Consider the following 19,165-nt stretch of genomic DNA (forward strand, 5'->3'; position numbering starts at 1 on the left):
TCTTTTTTTATATAGATTACGAGAATGTGACGGTCCAAGAACAGCCAATATATAGATTAAGGGTTTTGCTAAAAGGTTCCGGTTTGACACTTAGGAGTGTAAAGGCATATAATCTGCATGGATTTATAATTAATTAGGAGACCTAATTAATTCGAAAACATCGCAATATGGTCATTAATCGCAATATGGTCATTATTAGTGTTCAAATAAAAAAAGTGGGTGAGGCATTGAAAGAGAAGGATATACTAGCGCAAAATTTGCTCATTGCATTCATGAGATTTAACCGAAGCAATTGGAAGCAGCCTAAGACGGAAGGGCGCAATCCGAGCGAGATTGTGCTTCTGGTTACATTAATCCGAGGGAAGGAAACGACTGAGAAGCACGATCCTGCTGTGGTTGGTCGTATGATCAGGGATTTTCAGGAGAATGGCCCGACGACGAAGGATCAGCTTGAAGGGCTTAAGATATCCGAGATCAGTGAAATTATGCGGGTCAAGGCACCGACTATTACTCCTGTCATTCAGGGGCTGGAGGAGCAGGGGTTAGTCGAGAGAAGAATGGACCAGTTTGATCGCAGAGTGATGCGGATAACGATAACGGAAGCAGGGCGAGAGGCCGTCCGGGACGTTCACCGCGAGCTCATGAGCAATATGAAGGAAATGATTGAATATCTAGGTGAAGAGGATAGTATTCAGTTAGCCAAACTGCTGACTCGGGTGTACGAATATAAGGAACAGAAGCGGACAAGCGCTGAACAGCACTGTAAAGACAGATTTTCCCCAAAAGGGAGTGATCATACATGATGAAACTGCTGCGGATGCTGAATCCGTACAAGGCGGGTGTAGCTCTCGTCGTTTTTTTACTTCTGCTGCAATCGTTGTCTGATTTATTCTTGCCTACACTGATGTCCGATATCGTCAACTTTGGAATACCAGAGGGTGATGTTCCTTACATATGGAAAATCGGCGGTGTAATGCTCATTGTTGCTCTACTGGGTACATTGTGCTCTATTCTCGTGAGCTTCCTGTCCTCCCAGGTTACTGGCAAATTTGCACGTGATCTTCGCAGCCGGTTATTTAGACATGTAGAGAACTTCTCTCTTCATGAATTTGACCAGGTGGGAACGGCTTCACTCATCACCAGAACGACGAATGATATTACTCAGGTTCAGAACGTACTGCTGATGATGCTGCGGATGATGATCAGTGCGCCGCTGATGTTTATCGGCGGTCTTATTATGGCCATATCCCAAGATGCCAAGCTGTCTGTTGTTCTTGTTGTGTCCCTTCCGATACTCGCAGGAGCCATTGCGCTGATTGCCTTCAAGGGGCTGCCGCTCTTTAAGGCCATTCAGAAGAAGCTGGATCGTCTGAATCTGGTCCTGCGCGAACAGCTGACTGGTATTCGGGTCATTCGGTCATTTAATCGTACCGGCTATGAGAAGGAACGCTTCACAGAGGCGAACGGCGATCTCACCGATACCGCGATCAAGGTGAATAAGATCATGGCCTTCATGATGCCTGTTATGATGCTGGTGATGAATTTCTCCGTCATCGCTATTATTTGGTTCGGCGGCCTTCGTATTAATACAGGTGAGATCCAGGTAGGGAATATGATGGCGTTTATTCAATATGCCATGCAGATCATGTTCTCTCTGCTGATGGTGTCAATCATCTTCGTTATGCTCCCGCGGGCAGCAGCTTCTGCAGCTCGGATCAATGAAGTACTGACGATGAAGCCGGAGCTTGCAGATCCTACAGTGTCCAAGCCAGCCGGCAAGCTGCATGGGACTCTTGAATTCGACAACGTGTCCTTCAAATATCCGGGTGCTGAGGAATATGCACTCAAGGATATTAGCTTCACGGCACAGCCGGGAGAGATTACCGCCATTATCGGCGGGACAGGGTCGGGCAAATCGACGCTGCTTGCGATGATCCCGCGATTCTACGATGTCACTGAAGGCAGCGTTCGCGTCAATGGCATGGATGTAAGAGATGTCGCTCAGCAAGAGCTGCGCTCGAAGATCGGATATGTTCCGCAGAAGGCGGTACTATTCACAGGTACAATTGCGGACAACATACGCTACGGCAAAAAGGATGCTACAGAGGAGGAAATCCGGCATGCCGCTGAGGTCGCTCAGGCCGCTGAGTTTATCAGCGGGATGGAGGATGGATATGAGAGTATGATCTCGCAAGGGGGAAGCAATGTATCTGGCGGACAGAAGCAGCGTCTGTCCATAGCGAGAGCCCTGGTGCGAAGACCGGAAATCTATGTGTTTGATGACAGCTTCTCGGCCCTTGATTATAAGACGGATGCTAAGCTCAGAGCCGCGCTTGTAGACGAAACCGTCAACTCAACGGTCATTATCGTCGCACAGCGCGTAAGCACAGTAAGAGATGCGGATCGGATTCTGGTTATGGATGAAGGCGTAATTGTAGGCAGCGGAACTCACGACGAGCTGCTCCGAAATAGTGAGGTATACCGAGAAATTGTGTCCTCACAGCTGTCAGAGGAGGAGATTGCATGAGTCGTAAAAATAAAGCTTTCCAGAATCCGGCCAGTACGGCAGGGCCGAAGCATCCGGGCGGTCATCTCGGCCGTGGACCGGTTGAGAAGGCCAAGGACTTCAAAGGCACGATGAAGAGGCTGGTCCGTTATTTGAAGCCGCAAAATACAATACTGGTCGTTGTGTTTATTATGGCTATTCTGAGTACCGTGTTTACCATTGTTTCACCTAAACTGTTGGCGGTGGCAACGAATATTTTATCCGAGCCGCTGTTTGATCCGAATGCGACGATTGATTTCGTAGAGATTGCCAGAATCCTGATGTGGCTTGGCGCGTTGTATCTATTAAGTTCGCTGTTTGCCTATATACAGCAATATTTAATGGCCGGCGTCTCGCAGCGTGTTGTATTTGACATGCGGGAGCAGATTAATGGCAAGCTATCACGGCTTCCGCTCAAATATTTTGATGGAAAAACTCACGGCGAAATTCTTAGCCGGGCTACGAATGATGTGGATAATATCAGTAATACGCTGCAGCAGAGTCTCGCGCAGTTCATTACTTCATTTGTAACATTGGTTGGTGTCATCATCATGATGCTTACCATCAGTCCATTGTTGACACTGATAACGGTGCTTACGCTCCCGCTTAGTCTCATTGTGGTTGCACTGGTCGCTTCACGTTCACAGGGTTATTTTGTCGGTCAGCAGAAGAGACTCGGGGAACTGAATGGTCATGTTGAAGAGATGTATACCGGGCACAATGTCATTAAGGCATTTGGGCGGGAAGAACAATCGATCCAAGACTTTGACAAGATCAATGAGGAGCTGTATGAGACCGGCTGGAAGGCCCAGTTCATCTCAGGTCTGATTATGCCGCTCATGATGTTCATTGGTAACATTGGATATGTACTGATCTGTGTGGTTGGCGGGATACTCGTATCGACCCGGACATTGAATGTCGGCAGCATATTGGCGTTTATCCAATATTCCCGTCAATTCTCCCAGCCGATTAATCAGCTGGCTAACATTGCGAATGTCATTCAATCCACGGTGGCTTCTGCAGAGCGGGTGTTTGAGCTGCTTGATGAGAAAGAAGAAGTGGCTGAACAGAACACAGCGAATATCTCAAGTAAGGTGCAGGGTGCAGTAACGTTTGAGCATGTGAAATTCGGCTATAGTGAAGACAAGCCGCTCATAACCGATTTGAATGTCGATGTGAAGCCGGGTCAGACCGCAGCCATCGTAGGACCGACGGGTGCGGGCAAGACAACACTCATTAACCTGCTCATGCGCTTCTATGAAGTACAAGGCGGCGCCATTAGAATTGATGGTGTGGATATTACAGATATGCCGCGAAGCAGATTGCGGAGCATGTTCGGGATGGTGCTGCAGGATACATGGCTGTTTAACGGAACCATCTATGACAACATTGCATACGGCCGCGAGGGAGCGTCAGAGACTGAGGTTCGGCAAGCGGCGGCAGCAGCAAGAGCAGACCACTTCATCCGCACATTACCGGATGGATATCAAACGATGCTTAATGAGGAAGCATCTAATATATCTCAAGGCCAGAAGCAGCTGCTGACTATTGCCCGTGCTATTCTTGCGAATCCTTCCATCCTTATTCTGGATGAAGCGACAAGCTCGGTGGACACCCGGACAGAGACCTTGATTCAGCAGGCCATGAACGAGCTGATGAAGGATCGTACAAGCTTTGTTATCGCGCACAGACTGTCTACGATTCGGGATGCAGATGTGATTCTGGTCATGAACCATGGGGATGTAATTGAGAAAGGAACCCATGAAGAGCTGCTTATGGCAGGAGGATTCTATGCTGAGCTATATAACAGTCAGTTTACCGAGGTAGGCTGAGCTAAGGATGTAAGATAATAAGTTCGAGGTCGACATATGAATAATAAAGAGTTTGAGGCTGTAATTAAATTACCTGCAAATGTTCGATATGAATATTTTATTAAAAGAATCGCTGACGCTGAAGAAGTATGGGGTCTGTATGATAACGGATGGGCTGTAACAGCTGATGAGAGGGGAAACCTATTACTTCCCTTTTGGCCGAAAAAAGAATTCGCAGAGGCATGTGCTATTGAAGATTGGAAGAGTTATAAAGGGAAGTTAATTGATCTAAGTGAGTTTGTAGTTGAATTCCTGCCCCAGCTTAAAAAAGATGGTATAAGACCCTCTATCTTTTTTAATAATGAAGATTCTGCTGTGCTGGAAGTGGATATTCTAATAAGAGATATAGAAGCTGAGCTAGAAAATTATTAGTCAGGTTCGAACTCTCTAAAATAGTTCCACAATAATAAACACCGTATTCTCTCTTAGCTGAGCAGGAGTCTGCTCCTCTCAAGAGAATACGGTGTTTTGTTATTCTAGCCAATGGATCAGTAATCTTTGAATGGTCGTTATCCGCTTATACCTTAACCGTATCTTCTACAATAACGGCATCGGCTGGTATTTCCAGTTCTTTCGCTCTTCTCTGCTCGATCAGCTGTCTCGCGACGTTATAGCAGTCCTCTACATGTTTATTGCCTACGTAACGCATGGCAGAGAAGCTTAGTGCCGCGGAGAGGGCGTGACCGGCGATGGGGATTATGCGAGCCGCTTGTTTGGCCGCCATCCGTACGCCAACCTTCTGTAGAAGCTTGATGACCAGTTCCCGGGTGATGAGCTTACCAATCACCGCGCTCCCCATGGACATTACCAGTCCGTACACCGCAGCTTTGGATTCCGCATCCATGCCGCCAAGCTGCTTCTCGGACAAGCCGAATTTATCGTTAATGGCAGGCAGGAGCTGCATCAGCATGCCGACATCCGCGACAACATCCGTTCCGGGAATGGGTACAAGCGCTGTGCCGCCTGATGCGAAGGCTCTCGTATTCACCATGGAACGGCACTCGCGACGAATGGCTTCTAGTTCTTCAAGCGTTGCTGGAATCATAGGTACACTCCTCCTAGTCGTGGATATCCATTTTACAACTTCATTACCCCATCAAGCGATCTAAGACACGTTGGAATCCAATAAATATAACACCATTTTTGTAAATTTATATCCAATTCATTGGAACAATCGTGTGAGTGAGTAAGTCTACCTTTGTAAAAGAAGGGGGAATACTTATGAATTCGTTGAATTCGCCGAGCAATAGAGGAGCAGCAGCTAGACACAATAGAGGGATGGCAGTTACACATAAGCAGCTTCTTGCCATCGCTCTGATGCTCGGCTTAAGTGCTTGTGCACCACCTACAGGCAGCGATGCAGAGATTCCGCACAGTTTGTCCACGCTGCCTGCCCATATGGAGCAAATCAGCGATGAGGAGCGCTCAAGACTTGCTGCAACATTGGATTCTGCACTGATTGAGTCTCAGAACACTCTCGGTATCCAACTGATGGATGAGCTTCGTAATAAGGAAGGAGCACACAAGAATATATTTTTCTCACCTTACAGCATTGCTTCTGCATTAACGCTCACTTATAACGGTTCAAAGGGTGTGACGGAGCAGGAAATGGCGGAGGTACTTAGGCTCACAGGCTTAAGTATGGAGGAGGTGAATGAGGCCAGCCGGATTTATATGCAGCTGCTGAACAGTCCGGGCCAAGGTGTGGAGCTGCTGACAGCGAACTCGGTCTGGGTAGATGCGGAATACGCATTAAAACCCGCTTTTCTTGAAACGGCAGGAACCAGCTATGGGGCAGAGATCTTGAAGGCAGAGCTGTCTTCTGCAGAAACGATGGATTCCATCAATGCCTGGGTCAGTGAGAGAACAAAGGGTCTGATTAAAGAGATACTGAACAAGCCTCTGGATAGCGCGGTGAGGGCTTATTTGCTGAATGCCTTGTATTTCAAAGGAACCTGGCTGCACACCTTTGATGAGAATCTTACACAGGATGGTGTTTTTACAACCGAGGAAGGTACTAAGCTGAATGTGCCGATGATGCACGATACCCATCTGTATGGATATAAGGAGACAGGGGAGTGGCAGGCAATACGGCTGCCTTATCGTGATTCAAGCATGAACATGCTGGTAATTCTTCCGGCTGAGGGCACGAGCTTGGCTGATATAGAGAAGCATTTGATGCAGGACCCTGCGGCATTCAATGGTCCATTTGAAGAGAATATGGTTCAGTTGTCCATGCCGAAATACAAGGTCGAATACGAAGCAGGGCTCGTAGACACGCTTAAGCATATGGGGATGAAATCGGCATTTGGCGAGGGGGCTGACTTCTCTCGGATGTCAACGGGGAACTTATTCATAAGCGACGTACAGCATAAAGCCGTACTCGAAGTGAATGAGCAGGGCTCCGAGGCAGCGGCAGCAACTTCCGTGGCTATGCAAGAGTCATCGTTAATGATTACAGACAATAAGGTGATGAATATCAATCGGCCCTTCTATACGGTCATTGAAGATGAGGTTACGGGAGCCTGGCTGTTTATGGGGTCCATTTATGATCCAGCAGGTGCACAATAATATGTAAGCTAAGACTATTGGTTTTTTACCTCCATCCACTCTAACGAGCCAGGCTTGTTTTATTTCTTCCGCTTTTCGGGTAGATATAGGAGTAAAGACTTGATTTGGTGGGGAGGAGATCAGAATGGATATTCAAAAAGCACTCCTCATCCATAACGAAGCAGCGGGAGCGGCTGTAAGTATGGTCGGCGGAGCTGTGTCTGCGCTGGCACCTGTTATTCCAGAGCTTGTTGTCCTCAAGACTCAGGCAGCGGGCGATGGTGAGAAGATATGCCGTCAGCGAGGCGAAGATGTGGATGCGGTCTTTATTCTTGGCGGTGATGGTACCGTCCATGAATGCATTAATGGGCTGGCACAGCTTGATCATCCGCCAGTAGTAGGCATTTTGCCGGGTGGTACCTGTAATGATTTTGCACGAACGCTGGGTATTCCGATGAATGTGCCGGAGGCGGCGGAAGCTTTGATCAATGGAGACGGGGCATCCGTGGATCTTGGAATGGCCAATGATCGGGTATTCACGAACTTCTTCGGTGTTGGGATTATAACGGAGACCTCTGAAAATATTGATCCTGCACTGAAAGGATCGCTCGGCAGACTCAGTTACTTCATCAGTACACTGCAGACCATTCGTGCTGCCAAGCCTTTTCGTTATCAGCTGAAGACGGAGAGCATACAGATCGAAGATGAGGCTGTCATGATCTATGTATCAAATGGCAGATCACTAGGCACCAGCACGCTGCCATTTGCCAAGGATTCACTTACGGATGGACAATTTGATGTGCTCATCATACGCCAGGCCGGCATCCCTCTTCTGCGGGAGCTGCTGGCCCGGAAGCCGGAAGGCAGGTGGGAGCCGCATAACGATAGTCTGAAGTACTTTAAGGCGAGTCAAATTCATCTGCAGACAGAGGAAGAGATGCCGGCAGATACGGATGGAGAAGTCTATCTCTCTGCACCGGCAGAGATAAGAGTACTTGAGCGCAGACTGAAATTTCTAATGCCAAGGAACGGAGACTCGCTGTGAGCTCCGTTCCTTATTGCTGTGCAGCGCCTTGCAGGAACAATTGGACCAGCACTTGGGCCAGGTCAAGCGGGGCGGGATACTGAATTCTTGTGTCTTCCCGATTCCCAAGCATCAGCATCGCAGTGAAAGCCTGAGCGAGAAGAATGGCATTGCCTTTCTTAAGCACACCTTGTTCCATCGCCTTCTCAATATGAACTGCCATCACCTCATAGATGCGGTACTCTGCATCTCGAATTTCCTTAATCTGCTCCGGGCTTAAGAATGCTTCGGCTTCACGCATAATTGTCTCCATCTCCGCGTGAGGTCTTGCGATCTTGGCCTCGGCCACACGAAGCAATCCTTGTTCAAACGTATCGGCCTCTTCGAGGAATCTTGCCGTATGCTTGTACCCATTCGTCAGCATGGTCGTCACAGATATTTTGAAGAGTTCAGGCTTACTTGTGAAATGATAGTAGATGGATGCTTTGGTCACATTGCATATTTTGGCGATTTGAGCAAGCGATACCGGTTCATAGCCGTTCTCCATAAAGAGCATGGAAGCCGTCTTAAGTATCGTCTCCTGAATCGGAATTTGATCATTGGTTTGCTTGGGTCTGCCCGGAGTTCGCGGGCTTCTTGTATTTTTCATATGAATCCTCCTGTGAACATTTTATGACAAGATGCGGATTTTATCAAAAAATAGGAGTGGACTATAATGCATGAATCCGGTCCGGATTATAGTTCCGCTGCATGAGCTGCCATCGCCGGCACTGAATGCCCAGCTGTCGGAAGACCGCAGCACGGTGCATGTTAGCAGAAGCATGGAAGCTAAGGTGCCCTTTTACATACGTAAGGAGATGAATATCACCTGAATGGTTGCATTCGCAATAGGATAAGACTTAAGATGGATGAAGTTTAACCAGATATTATGCATCAGACTAGATAAGCAGGGGGATTAGCAACATGACAAAGAAGGCAAAAGTATATCTTAACCACGACGGCGGTGTCGATGATCTTGTTTCACTATTTATGCTGCTGCAAATGGATAATGTAGAGGTAACCGGCGTATCTGTCATCCCGGCGGACGGCTATTTGGAACCGGCAACAGATGCAAGCCGCAAAATTATAGATCGATTCAGCACATATCCGGTGGAAGTGGCGAAATCGAATTCACGCGGTAAGAATCCTTTTCCAAGCGACTGGAGAATTCACTCTTACTTCGTTGATGCACTTCCTATTCTGAACGAGTCAGGCACCATGGAAGCCCCGTTGTCGGAGCTGCCTGCACACAAGCATATCATTGAGACGCTGAAAAATACGGAAGAGAAGACCGTGCTCCTATTCACAGGTCCGCTTACCGATCTGTCACGTGCTCTTGAGGAAGCACCGGAAATCCAAGAGAAGATTGAGCGTCTGGTTTGGATGGGCGGTACGTTTGAGAACGGGAATGTCCAAGAGCCTGAGCATGACGGAACGGCGGAATGGAACGTGTATTGGGATCCGGAAGCCGCATACCAAATCTGGCAGACCGACATTGAGATTGATCTTGTGGCGCTGGAGAGTACGAATAAGGTTCCTCTTACCCCTGCTGTACGTAATCTGTGGGCTAAGGATCGTAATTACGAAGGTGTGGACTTCCTGGGTAATTGCTATGCAGGAGTGCCGCCGCTCGTTTACAGCGAGACGAACTCTACCTACTATTTGTGGGATGTATTAACAACAGCTGCCGTCGGTCGTGAAGATCTGGTTACACGGAAAGTGGTTCATTGCACAGTGATTCCTGACGGTCCGAGCCAAGGGCGTACAGTGATCGATCCGAACGGTAAGCCGGTGAATCTGGTATACGATACGGATCCGGCCGCCTTCTTTGCCTATCTGGTAGAGCTTGCGAAGAAAGCAGCGCCTAAGCGTTACTAAGATCTTATATCCATATGAGTGCTGATGTTTCCGGGCTGTTCCTGGTTTGGAATCATCCGCACTTTTTTTGTGCGCGACTTGGCCCAAGCTCCTCTTATACGTTTTCACATAAGGCGCTGTTTTGGTAAAATGAGAGGATGCGTCCAAATCATCCACGGCAGAATTAAGCATGGAGCTGAGGACGGGAAGTCACCTTAAGGTGTTGACGAGAAAGGATATTTTACAAAATGAATGATAAGCTAGTTATATGTATTCCAGGACAGTGGAAGGATCGGGACAAGCTGAAGCGTTCGGTTCAGAAGAAGAGCCGGGGTGAATATGTGCTGGCTGAAGATTTGCTGATGGACACGAAGCACAATCGCGCGTTTGAGATTCGATTCCAGGAGCATGATGCCAAGCTGTCAGAAGCCTTCTATTATTCGGAAAGAGGCATGATGAACGACAAGGCTCTGCACAAATTGGACAAGCATACTCATGTGTTGTGTCTGATGAGCTATATGGGCAGCTTGGATTCTGTACAAAAAATAGTGCCGGCAGTGCAGCTTCTGCTGAAGAGCGGCGGGCTGGCTGTGAAGATTGAAAATTCAGGTAAAGCCTACACATCCGAGGAATGGGACAGGCTGACAAGTGAAGCCCGGGTCGATCAGCTGCTGCATACCTTTGTCAGTTATCGGCAGAATGAGCAATACTACTATTCCTGCGGGATGCAAATGTTTGGCCTTCCCGAAGCAGCGATCAGCATGGATACCGATCCGGATGCTTCAATGCAGGTCATGTCGCAATTCTTGTATGGCCTACTGACGCATGTTGAGGATCAGGGCAGCGGCAGCCAAGGCTTCAAGATCTATGGAAAAACGTATGCAAGTCAGCTCGAACCAGAATGTTTTAATGAAGAAGAACCTTATCTGCACAACCCAAGCGGTATGTACGTGCTTACCGAAGTAGTGTAGGGGAGTAAGAATAAGTGCATAGATAAATACAGTCTCCAAGAGCTTCTTGGAGGCTTTTTTATGTCTTTTTATAGATCAATGTAACCAGTCGTACGAGACCCGGCTCGTCTGTGTAAAAAAAGACAGTGTTTTTATATAAAGAAAGCTAACAACAGGGATTGAATGTCCATTGAAAATGTCGTACATGCATCTCAAGTTATCATGAAATGATTCATTAATTATGAAATTGATTCCGTTAAATTAATGAAAACCTTCCATTAGTGGCAAACTAGATTTGGCGGCGCTAATGGGAGGTTATCTTGGTCTTGGCGAGGACCTATATATGTCGGCATATATAACATAATCAGGCGGTTCCGAATAAAATAAGCGAAAGACCCTTGATAATGTTCGTGTTTTATTAAACATTTATGTAATATATTCCTTATCTCTTGCCTGTATCCGAATGATTATGTATAATCAAACCTGTGAGATGTCCGAATGTACGGTAGTATCTTTCGAATAGTAAAGGTGGTATCTGAATGCAGCTGGACACGAACGAGAACAAGAAGAAGATGTGCCAGATTTATAATGAAGTATCCAAGGAGCTATTCGGATTCGGCACGACCCTCCTGAAGGCTAGTGTTGACGATCGGATAGTTACCTTCTATGCGAAGCACCGCCGTTCACCGCGTTCGGCTGCTCTTGAAGGGGAAGCCCCTGAACTCAAGCAGGAGGTTGATTTTCGAATGTCTCTTCTATACAAGAAGATATTTCGGGACAAGCTTGAGGAGCAGATGAACCTTGAGATAGAAGCATTGCTGAGAGATTATGACGCTCCGACACAGATTGCGATTACCACGCTGATCTTGCGCGAAGAGTCCTGACCATAGGGTGAGATCGGGTTTATAACTCTATCAAGCCCCACATATGACGGCAATCAACTTCGGATCAACTCTGGAGGAGAACCAGTGAATTTATAAGCGGGTGTCGCTATTTCTTTGTTTACGAAGAAAAGTGTTCTTGTACAATACAAGGATGCTTTTCTTTTTTTGTTTCATATTGGGTATTAAAAAAAACAAAAGATTCTAAGGGGGATATTTACAATGAAAAAGGTACTGACAGGAATAACAAGTGTTGCACTAGCTTCCATGCTGCTGGCTGGCTGCGGCGGCGGTGAAGGCACGGCGAAGGACAAGCTGGTTATCTCGACTTGGGGCTTCTCGGAGGAATTCTTCAATGAACAAGTGTACGCCCCGTTTGAAGAAGAGCATAATGTTGACATCGTAGTCGAGGTCGGCAACAACGCAGAGCGATTGAACAAAATTCGTCAAGGAACTTCACAAGTCGATATCGTATTCCTGTCCGACTATTATGCACAGCAAGGCGTTGCAGAAGGCTTGTTTGAAACAATCGATCGTGCGAACATCCCGAATATCGAACAAATCTATGATTCTGCGAAAGCACCGCTTGGTGAAGATTACGGGCCGGCCTACACGGTTGGACAGCTGGGAATCGCCTATAATCCGAACCTGATTACAAATGAAGTTACGTCCTGGAGTGATCTGTGGAGCGAAGAATTCGCCGGAAATCTGACTCTGCCGAACATTACAGCGACAGCAGGCCCTATGGTGCTTGATGCAGCATCCACAGTAGCAGGCAACACTGCATTCAATGAGGATGCCGCTTTTACTGAGCTGGCTAAGGTGAAGGAAGGCGTGGTGAAGTTCTACAGCCAAACATCGGAATATGTGAACATGTTCGCTCAAGAGGAAATTGCCGGCGGTCCGATTATGGAAATGTACTTCAAGGATATCCAGGCTGCTGTGCCTGAAGCGAAGTTCGTAACACCTAGTGAGGGTGCTTATGCCGTAATGAATACAGTGAATGTTGTCAAAGGAACGAAAAATAAAGAGCTCGCTGAAGAGTTCATTAACTGGCAGCTGAGCGAGGAAGTGCAGACCGCTTCTGCCAAAGCAAAGGTCGATTCCCCGGTTAACGTGAACGTTGAGCTGACAGAAGAAGAAGCCGAAGGCATTACTTACGGTGCAGACGTCGTAGACCAGCTGAAGCTTCTGGACATGGAGTTTGTAAACAACAATGCAGCTGTATGGACAGACCGCTGGAACCGTAAAATTGCAAACTAAGTCAACTGATTATCGAATCGAACAGATAGCAAATAAAAAATAAGTGCAAATAGATGACGCGAACAAGCAAAAAGGAGACTCGTACGATGAATCCTATTCTTCTGGATGTAGACACAGGAATCGATGATGCGCTCGGAATCATGCTGGCGGTACAGACTCGCTTCGATGATATTGCGTGCATTACGACCGTATGCGGCAACGTATCGCTGGATCAGGCTACAGAGAATACGTGTAAAATACTCGAGTTCATGCAGGCAGATCAAATCCCTGTATATCGCGGCTCCGAGAGCCCGATTATCCGCAAATCGCATTATGAGCACCGCGTGCACGGACAGGATGGTCTGGGCGGAGCACTCAAGGGTTATAACGCGAAGAAGCAGGCAGACAGCGGATTTGCCCCAGACCACATCATCGAGACGGTGATGGAGAGACCGGGCGAAGTGACGCTGATCATGACAGGGCCGCTCACCAATCTGGCGCTTGCTCTGCTGAAGAAGCCAGATCTCGTTAAATATGTGAAGGAAGTGATCTTCATGGGCGGGGTTGTAAAGGGCATGGGTAACATTACACCCGTCGCCGAGTACAACACGTACGCCGATCCTGAAGCTGCACGCATCGTACTGCATGCCGGGTTCCCGAAGCTCACTCAAGTGGGACTGGATGTAACACGCCAGACGCTGCTGACCGAAGCTCATATCGAGCGACTCACGACGCCTGCCATTAAGGAATATGTTGCTGAGAGCACAGCTATCTATATCAAGCGCTATGAACAAATGAACGGTGTGCGCGCTTGTGCTCTGCACGATCCGCTCGCTGTAGGGGTGGCGCTGAGCCCTGACTTTGTAACAAGAAATGCGTATTACGTCGATGTAGAGACGGCAAGCCGCTTGTGTGACGGCCAGATGGTTTGCGACTTCCAGAATCGGCTGGGGCGTGAAGCGAATGTACTGGTCTGCGAGGAAGTGAATCAGGCTGCTTTTCTGGATCATTTTATTGAAGCACTTAACAAACCCATTGGAGCCTCTTAAATGAAGAATAAATACGCTTATTACCTTCTCTTGCCGGGGTTCCTGTTTCTGACGCTGTTCATGGTGGTTCCGATCGTGCTGACGATCGGCTCTACCTTTGTGCAGGACGGGAGCCTGACACTTGAGGGGTACCAACACTTTTTACAAGACACTTATTTTCTGAAAATATTGTGGACTACGCTGCAGGTCAGTGTGCTGACGACGGTGTTATGTATTTTGCTTGGATTTCCGACAGCCTACTATATCGCCAAGCGCAGCGCTCGTAAGAAATCCATCCTGATTGCACTGGCGATCTTCCCCATGCTGACAAGCCCGGTTGTTCGTTCCTTCAGCTGGATGATCATTCTGGGCCGCAAGGGACTCGTCAATAATGCACTGATAGGTATGGGTCTCATTAATGAGCCGCTCGATCTGCTCTATACGCCGATTTCCATTACGATTGGTCTCTTGCATCTGTTCCTGCCGATTATGATTATTTCACTGGTGGGTGTGCTGGAGAATATTGATACGGATCTGATTAAAGCAGCGGAGAGTCTTGGCGCTTCCCGGTTTACGGCGTTCAGACGCATCGTGTTCCCGCTGGCGGTTCCGGGTCTAGTGCTGGGTTCAACGCTTGTGTTCGTCGGCAGCTTGACCGCCTATACGACACCTGCGCTGCTGGGAGGGAAAGAACGGGTCGTTTCCACGTTCCTGTACCAGAACGCAATGACGCTGAACGATTGGTTCCTGGCGTCCGTTATCGCAACGATTATGATCGTCATTACGTTTATTGTCGTCGGTCTGATGAACAAGGCGGCGAACAAATTAAATCCGAAGGGGTAAACAACATGCGGGAGAAAAATATCGGGCTCAGCCTGATCAGTCTTGTGGTCTTCATCTTTCTGCTGGGCCCGCTTCTGATTATCGCTGCCAGTTCGTTTGAGCCGGGGACGGTGCTGAAATTTCCGCCGGAGGGCTTTTCCCTGAGGTGGTATGAAAATATTTTTGAGCAAGGAAGCTTTGTACGAACCTTTATGATCTCAGTCATTATTTCGCTGGCGGGCAATGTGCTCGCACTGCTCATCGGCGTTCCAGCTGCTTATGCAATCAGCCGTTTTCGGTTTAAAGGCCGGGATGCGCTGAATGCGATCTTTTTGTCCCCGGTGCTTATACCGGGAATTGTACTTGGCTTTACACTCATGCGTTATTTGATCGTTGTATATCAGCTGCCGCTGTATGCGGGACTGCTTATCGGTCATGCCGTAATCATGCTGCCATTTATTATCAGGGTGATCGGCTCCAGCCTGTCGAACTTCGACTTTGCTATTGAAGAGGCGGCACTGAGCCTGGGTGCAGGCCGGGTTGCGACCTTCTTCAAGGTAGTCCTGCCGAACATTAAATCCGGCATTATCGCCGCAATCTTGATCGCCTTTTTGGAATCATTTAATAACGTTGACATTTCCGTCTTTATGACCGGTCCGGGGGTAAGCACCCTGCCGATCCAGATGCTCACATATGTAGAGAATTATTTTGACCCGACGATCGCGGCGATATCCGTGCTGCTGATGGTTGTTACCGGCGCATTTATGTTCTTGATTGAACGGATGATGGGTCTGTCCTATTTCACGAAACGCTAATGACAGGAGGCACTTAAGATTATGGCATTGCTAACTTTGGACAAAGTCTCGGTGGCCTATGACAACAATTATATACTCAAGGATTTTGATCTGGCGCTTGAAAAAGGACAGCTCATCTCCCTGCTCGGCCCGAGCGGCTGCGGCAAAACAACAACACTGCGTCTTATAGCCGGCTTCCTTGAAGCCAAAGACGGCAAGTTTACATTTGACGGTAAGGATTACACACGGGTGCCCGTGAACAAGCGTAATTTCGGCTTTGTGTTCCAGAGCTATGCGCTGTTCCCGCATTTGTCGGTGTATGAGAATGTCGCATTTGGACTAAAAATGCGGAAGGTCAAGGATGATGAGATTAAGAAGCGCGTGCTGCGTATTCTTGAGGTGGTCAGCTTGGCTGGCTTTGAAAAAAGACTGCCGCAGGAGCTGTCGGGTGGTCAGCGCCAGCGGGTGGCGATTGCCCGTGCGCTCGTAATTGAGCCGGATCTGCTCTTGTTCGACGAGCCGCTGAGTAACCTGGACGCGAACCTGCGGGTGAACATGCGGGTGGAGATTCGCCGTATTCAGCAAGAGCTTGGTATTACGACGGTGTATGTATCTCATGACCAGGAGGAGTGCTTCTCGATCTCTGACCGTGTCGCAATTATGAATAAAGGAAATGTGGAGCAGCTAGAGCGCCCGGAGACAATCTTTAAGTATCCGGCGACCGAGTTCGTCGCACGGTTTATCGGCTTCCACAACTTTGTAGAGTTTGATGAGCGCAGCGAGCAGGATGGAATGATTGCGCTGCGTGTCGGCGCTCGTTCGTTCACCGCGACGAAGAACCCGGGCACACTTACGCCGGGAGCACGAAAAGGCGCCATCCGCCCGGATGACATGATCGTAACGGCAGCGGATGACGGTGATGTGCCTGCAAATGCACTGCCGGGTGTAGTGAAGGTGAGCACGTACCTTGGACGCAGCTACCAGTATGTAGTGGAGACCGAGTTAGGAGACTTTACCGCGAACCAGGAGATGGAGAGCGCGTACCTGAGCGGTCAGCGGGTGAACCTGATCTTCCCGCCCGAGAAACTCGTACTTGTACAGTAATTCTTAGAGTTTAAGCTTTAGCATATTTTTATTTTTTATCTTTTATCTATTGTTTTTTGTTTTTTATCTTTTATCTTTTGTCTTTTGTCTTTTGTCTTTTGTCTTTTGTCTTTATGTCAGTCGCATGACGAAGGAATGCCGCTGACACGCCAAAGCAAGCGCATCGCGAAGGCAAGAGGTCTTTTCCGCACTTAGGGACAGCGAGCGAAGCTTCGCTGGCCCTCGCCGGAGCGGGCGCATCGCGAAGGCAAGAGAGATCTTTGCCGAACTTAGGGACAGTCGAGCGAAGCTTCGCTGGCCCTGGCCGGAGCGGGCGAAGCGCGGAGGCAAGAGAGATCTTTGCCCGCGCTTGGAGGACAGAGAGCGAAGCTTCGCTGGCCTCCGCCGGAGCAGACGAAGTGCGGAGGCTAAGCGCCTCTACGCACAAGAGCCATGCGGCAAAGCAGCCTGACGGATAATATTCGTCAGGCAAGCCGCATCGCGGCTCCACGCGCAACCGTAACCATAGCAAGTTTGAACAAAACTAATGAACCGCCAGTTCCGGGTGTCCAGAGGGCAGAGCCCTCTGGGGCCCTCCCTGTCAGGGAGGGTTTGGGAGGGTGACCTTCCGGTTTGGAAGGGTGTTTTTAAAGGAGCTGATTCCTGACGTGAGAATAGATCAATTGATCTTGAATGTAAAAATTTACAATAGTTACTATAAAATGTTTGAAGAAGGTAGTGTTGCGGTATGCGACGGACGGTTTTTATACATCGGACCTCGTGGGGAAAAAATGTTCACTGCGAACGAAATTGTAGATGGACGCGGTCATTACATGATTCCTGGGCTGATCGATATTCATCTTCACATTGAGAGCACGATGGTGACACCGGCGACGTTCTCCTACGGGCTGCTGCGCTGTGGGGTAACAACCATTGTCCCTGAGCCCCATGAGATGGCGAATGTATTCGGCATTGAGGGTGTGCAGCAAATGATGGAAGCGAGCAAGGAATGCACGGTCGATATGTTCTATGCCATTCCAAGCTCGGTTCCGGCTACACCGATGGAAACGACAGGCGGAAGCATTGAGATTGAGGACATGGACAAGCTGATGGCAACAGGCGAGATTATCTGCCTGGGCGAAATCATGAACTATGTGGATGTCATTAACAAGCCGGATAGCAAGACGAACCGCATTCTGAAGCATATGAAGAAGAACTATCCCAAGCTTGTCATCGAAGGTCACACGCCGAAGCTGATGGGCCTTGATCTGCACCGGATGATCTATGCAGGTGTAGACTCCGACCACACGCATCAAAGTATCGAAGGTATGAAAGCCCGTATCGCCGCAGGCATGTTCATCGAGCTGCAGGAGAAGTCCATGACCCAGGAAGTGATGGACTACGTGATTCATCATCCGGTATCCTCCCATTTCTGCTTTGTCACAGATGATGTCATGCCGGATTCGTTCGTGGAAAAAGGACATCTCGATCATATCGTGCGTAAGGCGATCCGGATGGGCATGAAGCCAGAGGATGCCATTTTTGCGGCAACCTATACGCCTTCGAAGCGGATGAAGATGGATGACCGGGGCAGCATCTCACCAGGTAAAGTTGCGGATTTTGTACTCGTATCTGACCTGTACCAGTTTGATGTCAAGCAGGTGTACAAAGGCGGGAAGAAAGTATTTGATCTATATGAGCATGATGTGCAGAAGAGTGAGACAGGTGCGTTTCCTGCTCATTTTTACAACAGTGTGAAGCTTGCACCACTCTGCCATGAAGACCTGACGGTGAAGGTGGATGTTCCGGACGGTCCTCACCAAGCACGGGCCATGATCGTCAAGAATGGTTCGACCTTCACTCAGGAAGCGCATGTCGATGTGACTGTTCAAGACGGAGTGCTGCAATGGGAAGATTCAGGCTATGGTCTGATTGCCACGTTTGAGCGCTACGAGAAGAACGGAAATCATGCATTCGGACTCATTGGAGGCGATACGATCAAGCGCGGAGCAATCGCGACAACGTATTCTCATGACAACCATAACTTGCTGATTATCGGTCGTCACTGGGAGGACATGCTGCTCGCAGCGAACACGGTCATCGAAAGTCAAGGCGGGTTCTGCGTGGTGGAGAATGGAGAAATTCTGTCTCATGTGGAGCTGCCGGTCGGGGGAATCCTGACGGAGGAGCCGCTCCATATTGTCGCGCATCAAGTGAAGGAGCTGCGTGAAGCGATGCAGTCGCTCGGATATGTACACTATAACCCGATCATGTCGCTCAGCACGCATTCGCTTGCGGTCAGCCCGGCTTTGAAAATTACCGATCATGGACTTATTGATGTGAACGAAGGTGAAATCGTATCTTTGATTGTTTAAGCATCTTGCAACATCAGATGGTATAATATGGTTTGCACAACGGTATCGGCTATAAGGCGGTCGGCTAGTCTCCTTTCTAGGAGGTGATGCTTGTGGAGGTTAAG

The 19,165-nt window shown here is 48.6% G+C and carries 19 protein-coding genes; 17 read left to right on the forward strand and 2 right to left on the reverse strand.

Annotated elements, in window-relative coordinates; genetic code table 11:
• Positions 1-167 precede the first annotated feature (167 nt).
• Genes BM415_RS17400 through BM415_RS17415 form a run of 4 tightly spaced genes read left to right on the forward strand, consistent with a single transcriptional unit; the run spans position 168 to position 4,788 of the window.
• On the forward strand, positions 168-803 hold the full coding sequence (locus BM415_RS17400) for a MarR family winged helix-turn-helix transcriptional regulator (RefSeq protein ID WP_091160200.1): 636 nt from the start codon (positions 168-170) through the stop codon (positions 801-803).
• On the forward strand, positions 800-2,527 hold the full coding sequence (locus BM415_RS17405) for an ABC transporter ATP-binding protein (protein WP_091160202.1): 1,728 nt from the start codon (positions 800-802) through the stop codon (positions 2,525-2,527). Before BM415_RS17400 ends, BM415_RS17405 begins: the two co-directional genes overlap by 4 nt.
• Entirely contained in the window at positions 2,524-4,377 is a 1,854-nt protein-coding gene (locus tag BM415_RS17410) for an ABC transporter ATP-binding protein (RefSeq protein ID WP_091160203.1), read from the forward strand. The genes BM415_RS17405 and BM415_RS17410 overlap by 4 nt, the downstream gene beginning before the upstream one ends.
• A 36-nt stretch (positions 4,378-4,413) precedes the next feature.
• Complete coding sequence (locus BM415_RS17415) at positions 4,414-4,788, forward strand: DUF2750 domain-containing protein (RefSeq protein ID WP_091160205.1); 375 nt, start codon at positions 4,414-4,416, stop codon at positions 4,786-4,788.
• A 145-nt stretch (positions 4,789-4,933) separates the two neighbouring features.
• Here the strand turns inward: BM415_RS17415 and BM415_RS17420 are convergent, their stop codons facing one another.
• Complete coding sequence (locus BM415_RS17420; protein ID WP_091160206.1) at positions 4,934-5,461, reverse strand: hypothetical protein; 528 nt, start codon at positions 5,459-5,461, stop codon at positions 4,934-4,936.
• 176 nt (positions 5,462-5,637) lie between these two features.
• Between BM415_RS17420 and BM415_RS17425 the strand changes: the two genes are divergently transcribed.
• Both BM415_RS17425 and BM415_RS17430 read left to right on the forward strand, forming a co-directional pair.
• The gene (locus BM415_RS17425) at positions 5,638-6,987 is read left to right on the forward strand and encodes a serpin family protein (RefSeq protein WP_091160208.1); all 1,350 of its coding nucleotides are present in this window, start codon (positions 5,638-5,640) and stop codon (positions 6,985-6,987) included.
• A 124-nt stretch (positions 6,988-7,111) separates the two neighbouring features.
• Entirely contained in the window at positions 7,112-8,011 is a 900-nt protein-coding gene (locus BM415_RS17430) for a diacylglycerol/lipid kinase family protein (protein WP_091160209.1), read from the forward strand.
• A 10-nt stretch (positions 8,012-8,021) separates the two neighbouring features.
• Here the strand turns inward: BM415_RS17430 and BM415_RS17435 are convergent, their stop codons facing one another.
• Positions 8,022-8,639, reverse strand: a complete 618-nt coding sequence (locus tag BM415_RS17435; protein ID WP_091160211.1) for a TetR/AcrR family transcriptional regulator — start codon at positions 8,637-8,639, stop codon at positions 8,022-8,024.
• 70 nt (positions 8,640-8,709) lie between these two features.
• Between BM415_RS17435 and BM415_RS25165 the strand changes: the two genes are divergently transcribed.
• The 11 genes from BM415_RS25165 to BM415_RS17485 all read left to right on the forward strand — a co-directional run bounded on the left by BM415_RS25165 (position 8,710) and on the right by BM415_RS17485 (position 19,061).
• Positions 8,710-8,862, forward strand: a complete 153-nt coding sequence (locus tag BM415_RS25165) for a hypothetical protein (RefSeq protein WP_170862529.1) — start codon at positions 8,710-8,712, stop codon at positions 8,860-8,862.
• Positions 8,863-8,953: 91 nt separating this feature from the next.
• Positions 8,954-9,907, forward strand: coding sequence for a nucleoside hydrolase (locus BM415_RS17440; RefSeq protein WP_091160212.1), 954 nt, complete (start codon positions 8,954-8,956; stop codon positions 9,905-9,907).
• A 227-nt stretch (positions 9,908-10,134) separates the two neighbouring features.
• Positions 10,135-10,857 (forward strand): hypothetical protein, encoded by a 723-nt coding sequence (locus BM415_RS17445; RefSeq protein ID WP_091160214.1) that lies wholly within the window; start codon positions 10,135-10,137, stop codon positions 10,855-10,857.
• Between the two features lie 518 nt (positions 10,858-11,375).
• Positions 11,376-11,720 (forward strand): hypothetical protein, encoded by a 345-nt coding sequence (locus tag BM415_RS17450; protein ID WP_047911316.1) that lies wholly within the window; start codon positions 11,376-11,378, stop codon positions 11,718-11,720.
• Positions 11,721-11,939: 219 nt separating this feature from the next.
• Positions 11,940-12,980, forward strand: a complete 1,041-nt coding sequence (locus BM415_RS17455; RefSeq protein ID WP_091160215.1) for an ABC transporter substrate-binding protein — start codon at positions 11,940-11,942, stop codon at positions 12,978-12,980.
• A gap of 86 nt (positions 12,981-13,066) precedes the next feature.
• A complete protein-coding gene (locus BM415_RS17460) occupies positions 13,067-14,008 on the forward strand; it encodes a nucleoside hydrolase (protein ID WP_091160217.1) in 942 nt (313 codons plus the stop codon).
• Positions 14,009-14,830, forward strand: coding sequence for an ABC transporter permease (locus BM415_RS17465; RefSeq protein ID WP_091160218.1), 822 nt, complete (start codon positions 14,009-14,011; stop codon positions 14,828-14,830).
• Positions 14,831-14,835: 5 nt separating this feature from the next.
• Complete coding sequence (locus BM415_RS17470) at positions 14,836-15,624, forward strand: ABC transporter permease (protein ID WP_091160220.1); 789 nt, start codon at positions 14,836-14,838, stop codon at positions 15,622-15,624.
• A 21-nt stretch (positions 15,625-15,645) separates the two neighbouring features.
• On the forward strand, positions 15,646-16,707 hold the full coding sequence (locus BM415_RS17475) for an ABC transporter ATP-binding protein (protein WP_091160221.1): 1,062 nt from the start codon (positions 15,646-15,648) through the stop codon (positions 16,705-16,707).
• 260 nt (positions 16,708-16,967) lie between these two features.
• Positions 16,968-17,165, forward strand: coding sequence for a hypothetical protein (locus BM415_RS24790; protein WP_139237008.1), 198 nt, complete (start codon positions 16,968-16,970; stop codon positions 17,163-17,165).
• Between the two features lie 189 nt (positions 17,166-17,354).
• A complete protein-coding gene (locus BM415_RS17485; RefSeq protein WP_091160283.1) occupies positions 17,355-19,061 on the forward strand; it encodes an adenine deaminase in 1,707 nt (568 codons plus the stop codon).
• Positions 19,062-19,165 lie beyond the last annotated feature (104 nt).

Source organism: Paenibacillus sp. 453mf (assembly GCF_900116105.1).
GTDB classification, from domain to species: domain Bacteria; phylum Bacillota; class Bacilli; order Paenibacillales; family Paenibacillaceae; genus Paenibacillus; species Paenibacillus provencensis.

Coding starts and splice junctions, on each gene's coding strand:
- BM415_RS17400 (WP_091160200.1), top strand. CDS start 168: ATGGTCATTAATCGCAATATGGTCATTATTAGTGTTCAAATAAAAAAA.
- BM415_RS17405 (WP_091160202.1), top strand. CDS start 800: ATGATGAAACTGCTGCGGATGCTGAATCCGTACAAGGCGGGTGTAGCT.
- BM415_RS17410 (WP_091160203.1), top strand. CDS start 2,524: ATGAGTCGTAAAAATAAAGCTTTCCAGAATCCGGCCAGTACGGCAGGG.
- BM415_RS17415 (WP_091160205.1), top strand. CDS start 4,414: ATGAATAATAAAGAGTTTGAGGCTGTAATTAAATTACCTGCAAATGTT.
- BM415_RS17420 (WP_091160206.1), bottom strand. CDS start 5,461: ATGATTCCAGCAACGCTTGAAGAACTAGAAGCCATTCGTCGCGAGTGC.
- BM415_RS17425 (WP_091160208.1), top strand. CDS start 5,638: ATGAATTCGTTGAATTCGCCGAGCAATAGAGGAGCAGCAGCTAGACAC.
- BM415_RS17430 (WP_091160209.1), top strand. CDS start 7,112: ATGGATATTCAAAAAGCACTCCTCATCCATAACGAAGCAGCGGGAGCG.
- BM415_RS17435 (WP_091160211.1), bottom strand. CDS start 8,639: ATGAAAAATACAAGAAGCCCGCGAACTCCGGGCAGACCCAAGCAAACC.
- BM415_RS25165 (WP_170862529.1), top strand. CDS start 8,710: ATGAATCCGGTCCGGATTATAGTTCCGCTGCATGAGCTGCCATCGCCG.
- BM415_RS17440 (WP_091160212.1), top strand. CDS start 8,954: ATGACAAAGAAGGCAAAAGTATATCTTAACCACGACGGCGGTGTCGAT.
- BM415_RS17445 (WP_091160214.1), top strand. CDS start 10,135: ATGAATGATAAGCTAGTTATATGTATTCCAGGACAGTGGAAGGATCGG.
- BM415_RS17450 (WP_047911316.1), top strand. CDS start 11,376: ATGCAGCTGGACACGAACGAGAACAAGAAGAAGATGTGCCAGATTTAT.
- BM415_RS17455 (WP_091160215.1), top strand. CDS start 11,940: ATGAAAAAGGTACTGACAGGAATAACAAGTGTTGCACTAGCTTCCATG.
- BM415_RS17460 (WP_091160217.1), top strand. CDS start 13,067: ATGAATCCTATTCTTCTGGATGTAGACACAGGAATCGATGATGCGCTC.
- BM415_RS17465 (WP_091160218.1), top strand. CDS start 14,009: ATGAAGAATAAATACGCTTATTACCTTCTCTTGCCGGGGTTCCTGTTT.
- BM415_RS17470 (WP_091160220.1), top strand. CDS start 14,836: ATGCGGGAGAAAAATATCGGGCTCAGCCTGATCAGTCTTGTGGTCTTC.
- BM415_RS17475 (WP_091160221.1), top strand. CDS start 15,646: ATGGCATTGCTAACTTTGGACAAAGTCTCGGTGGCCTATGACAACAAT.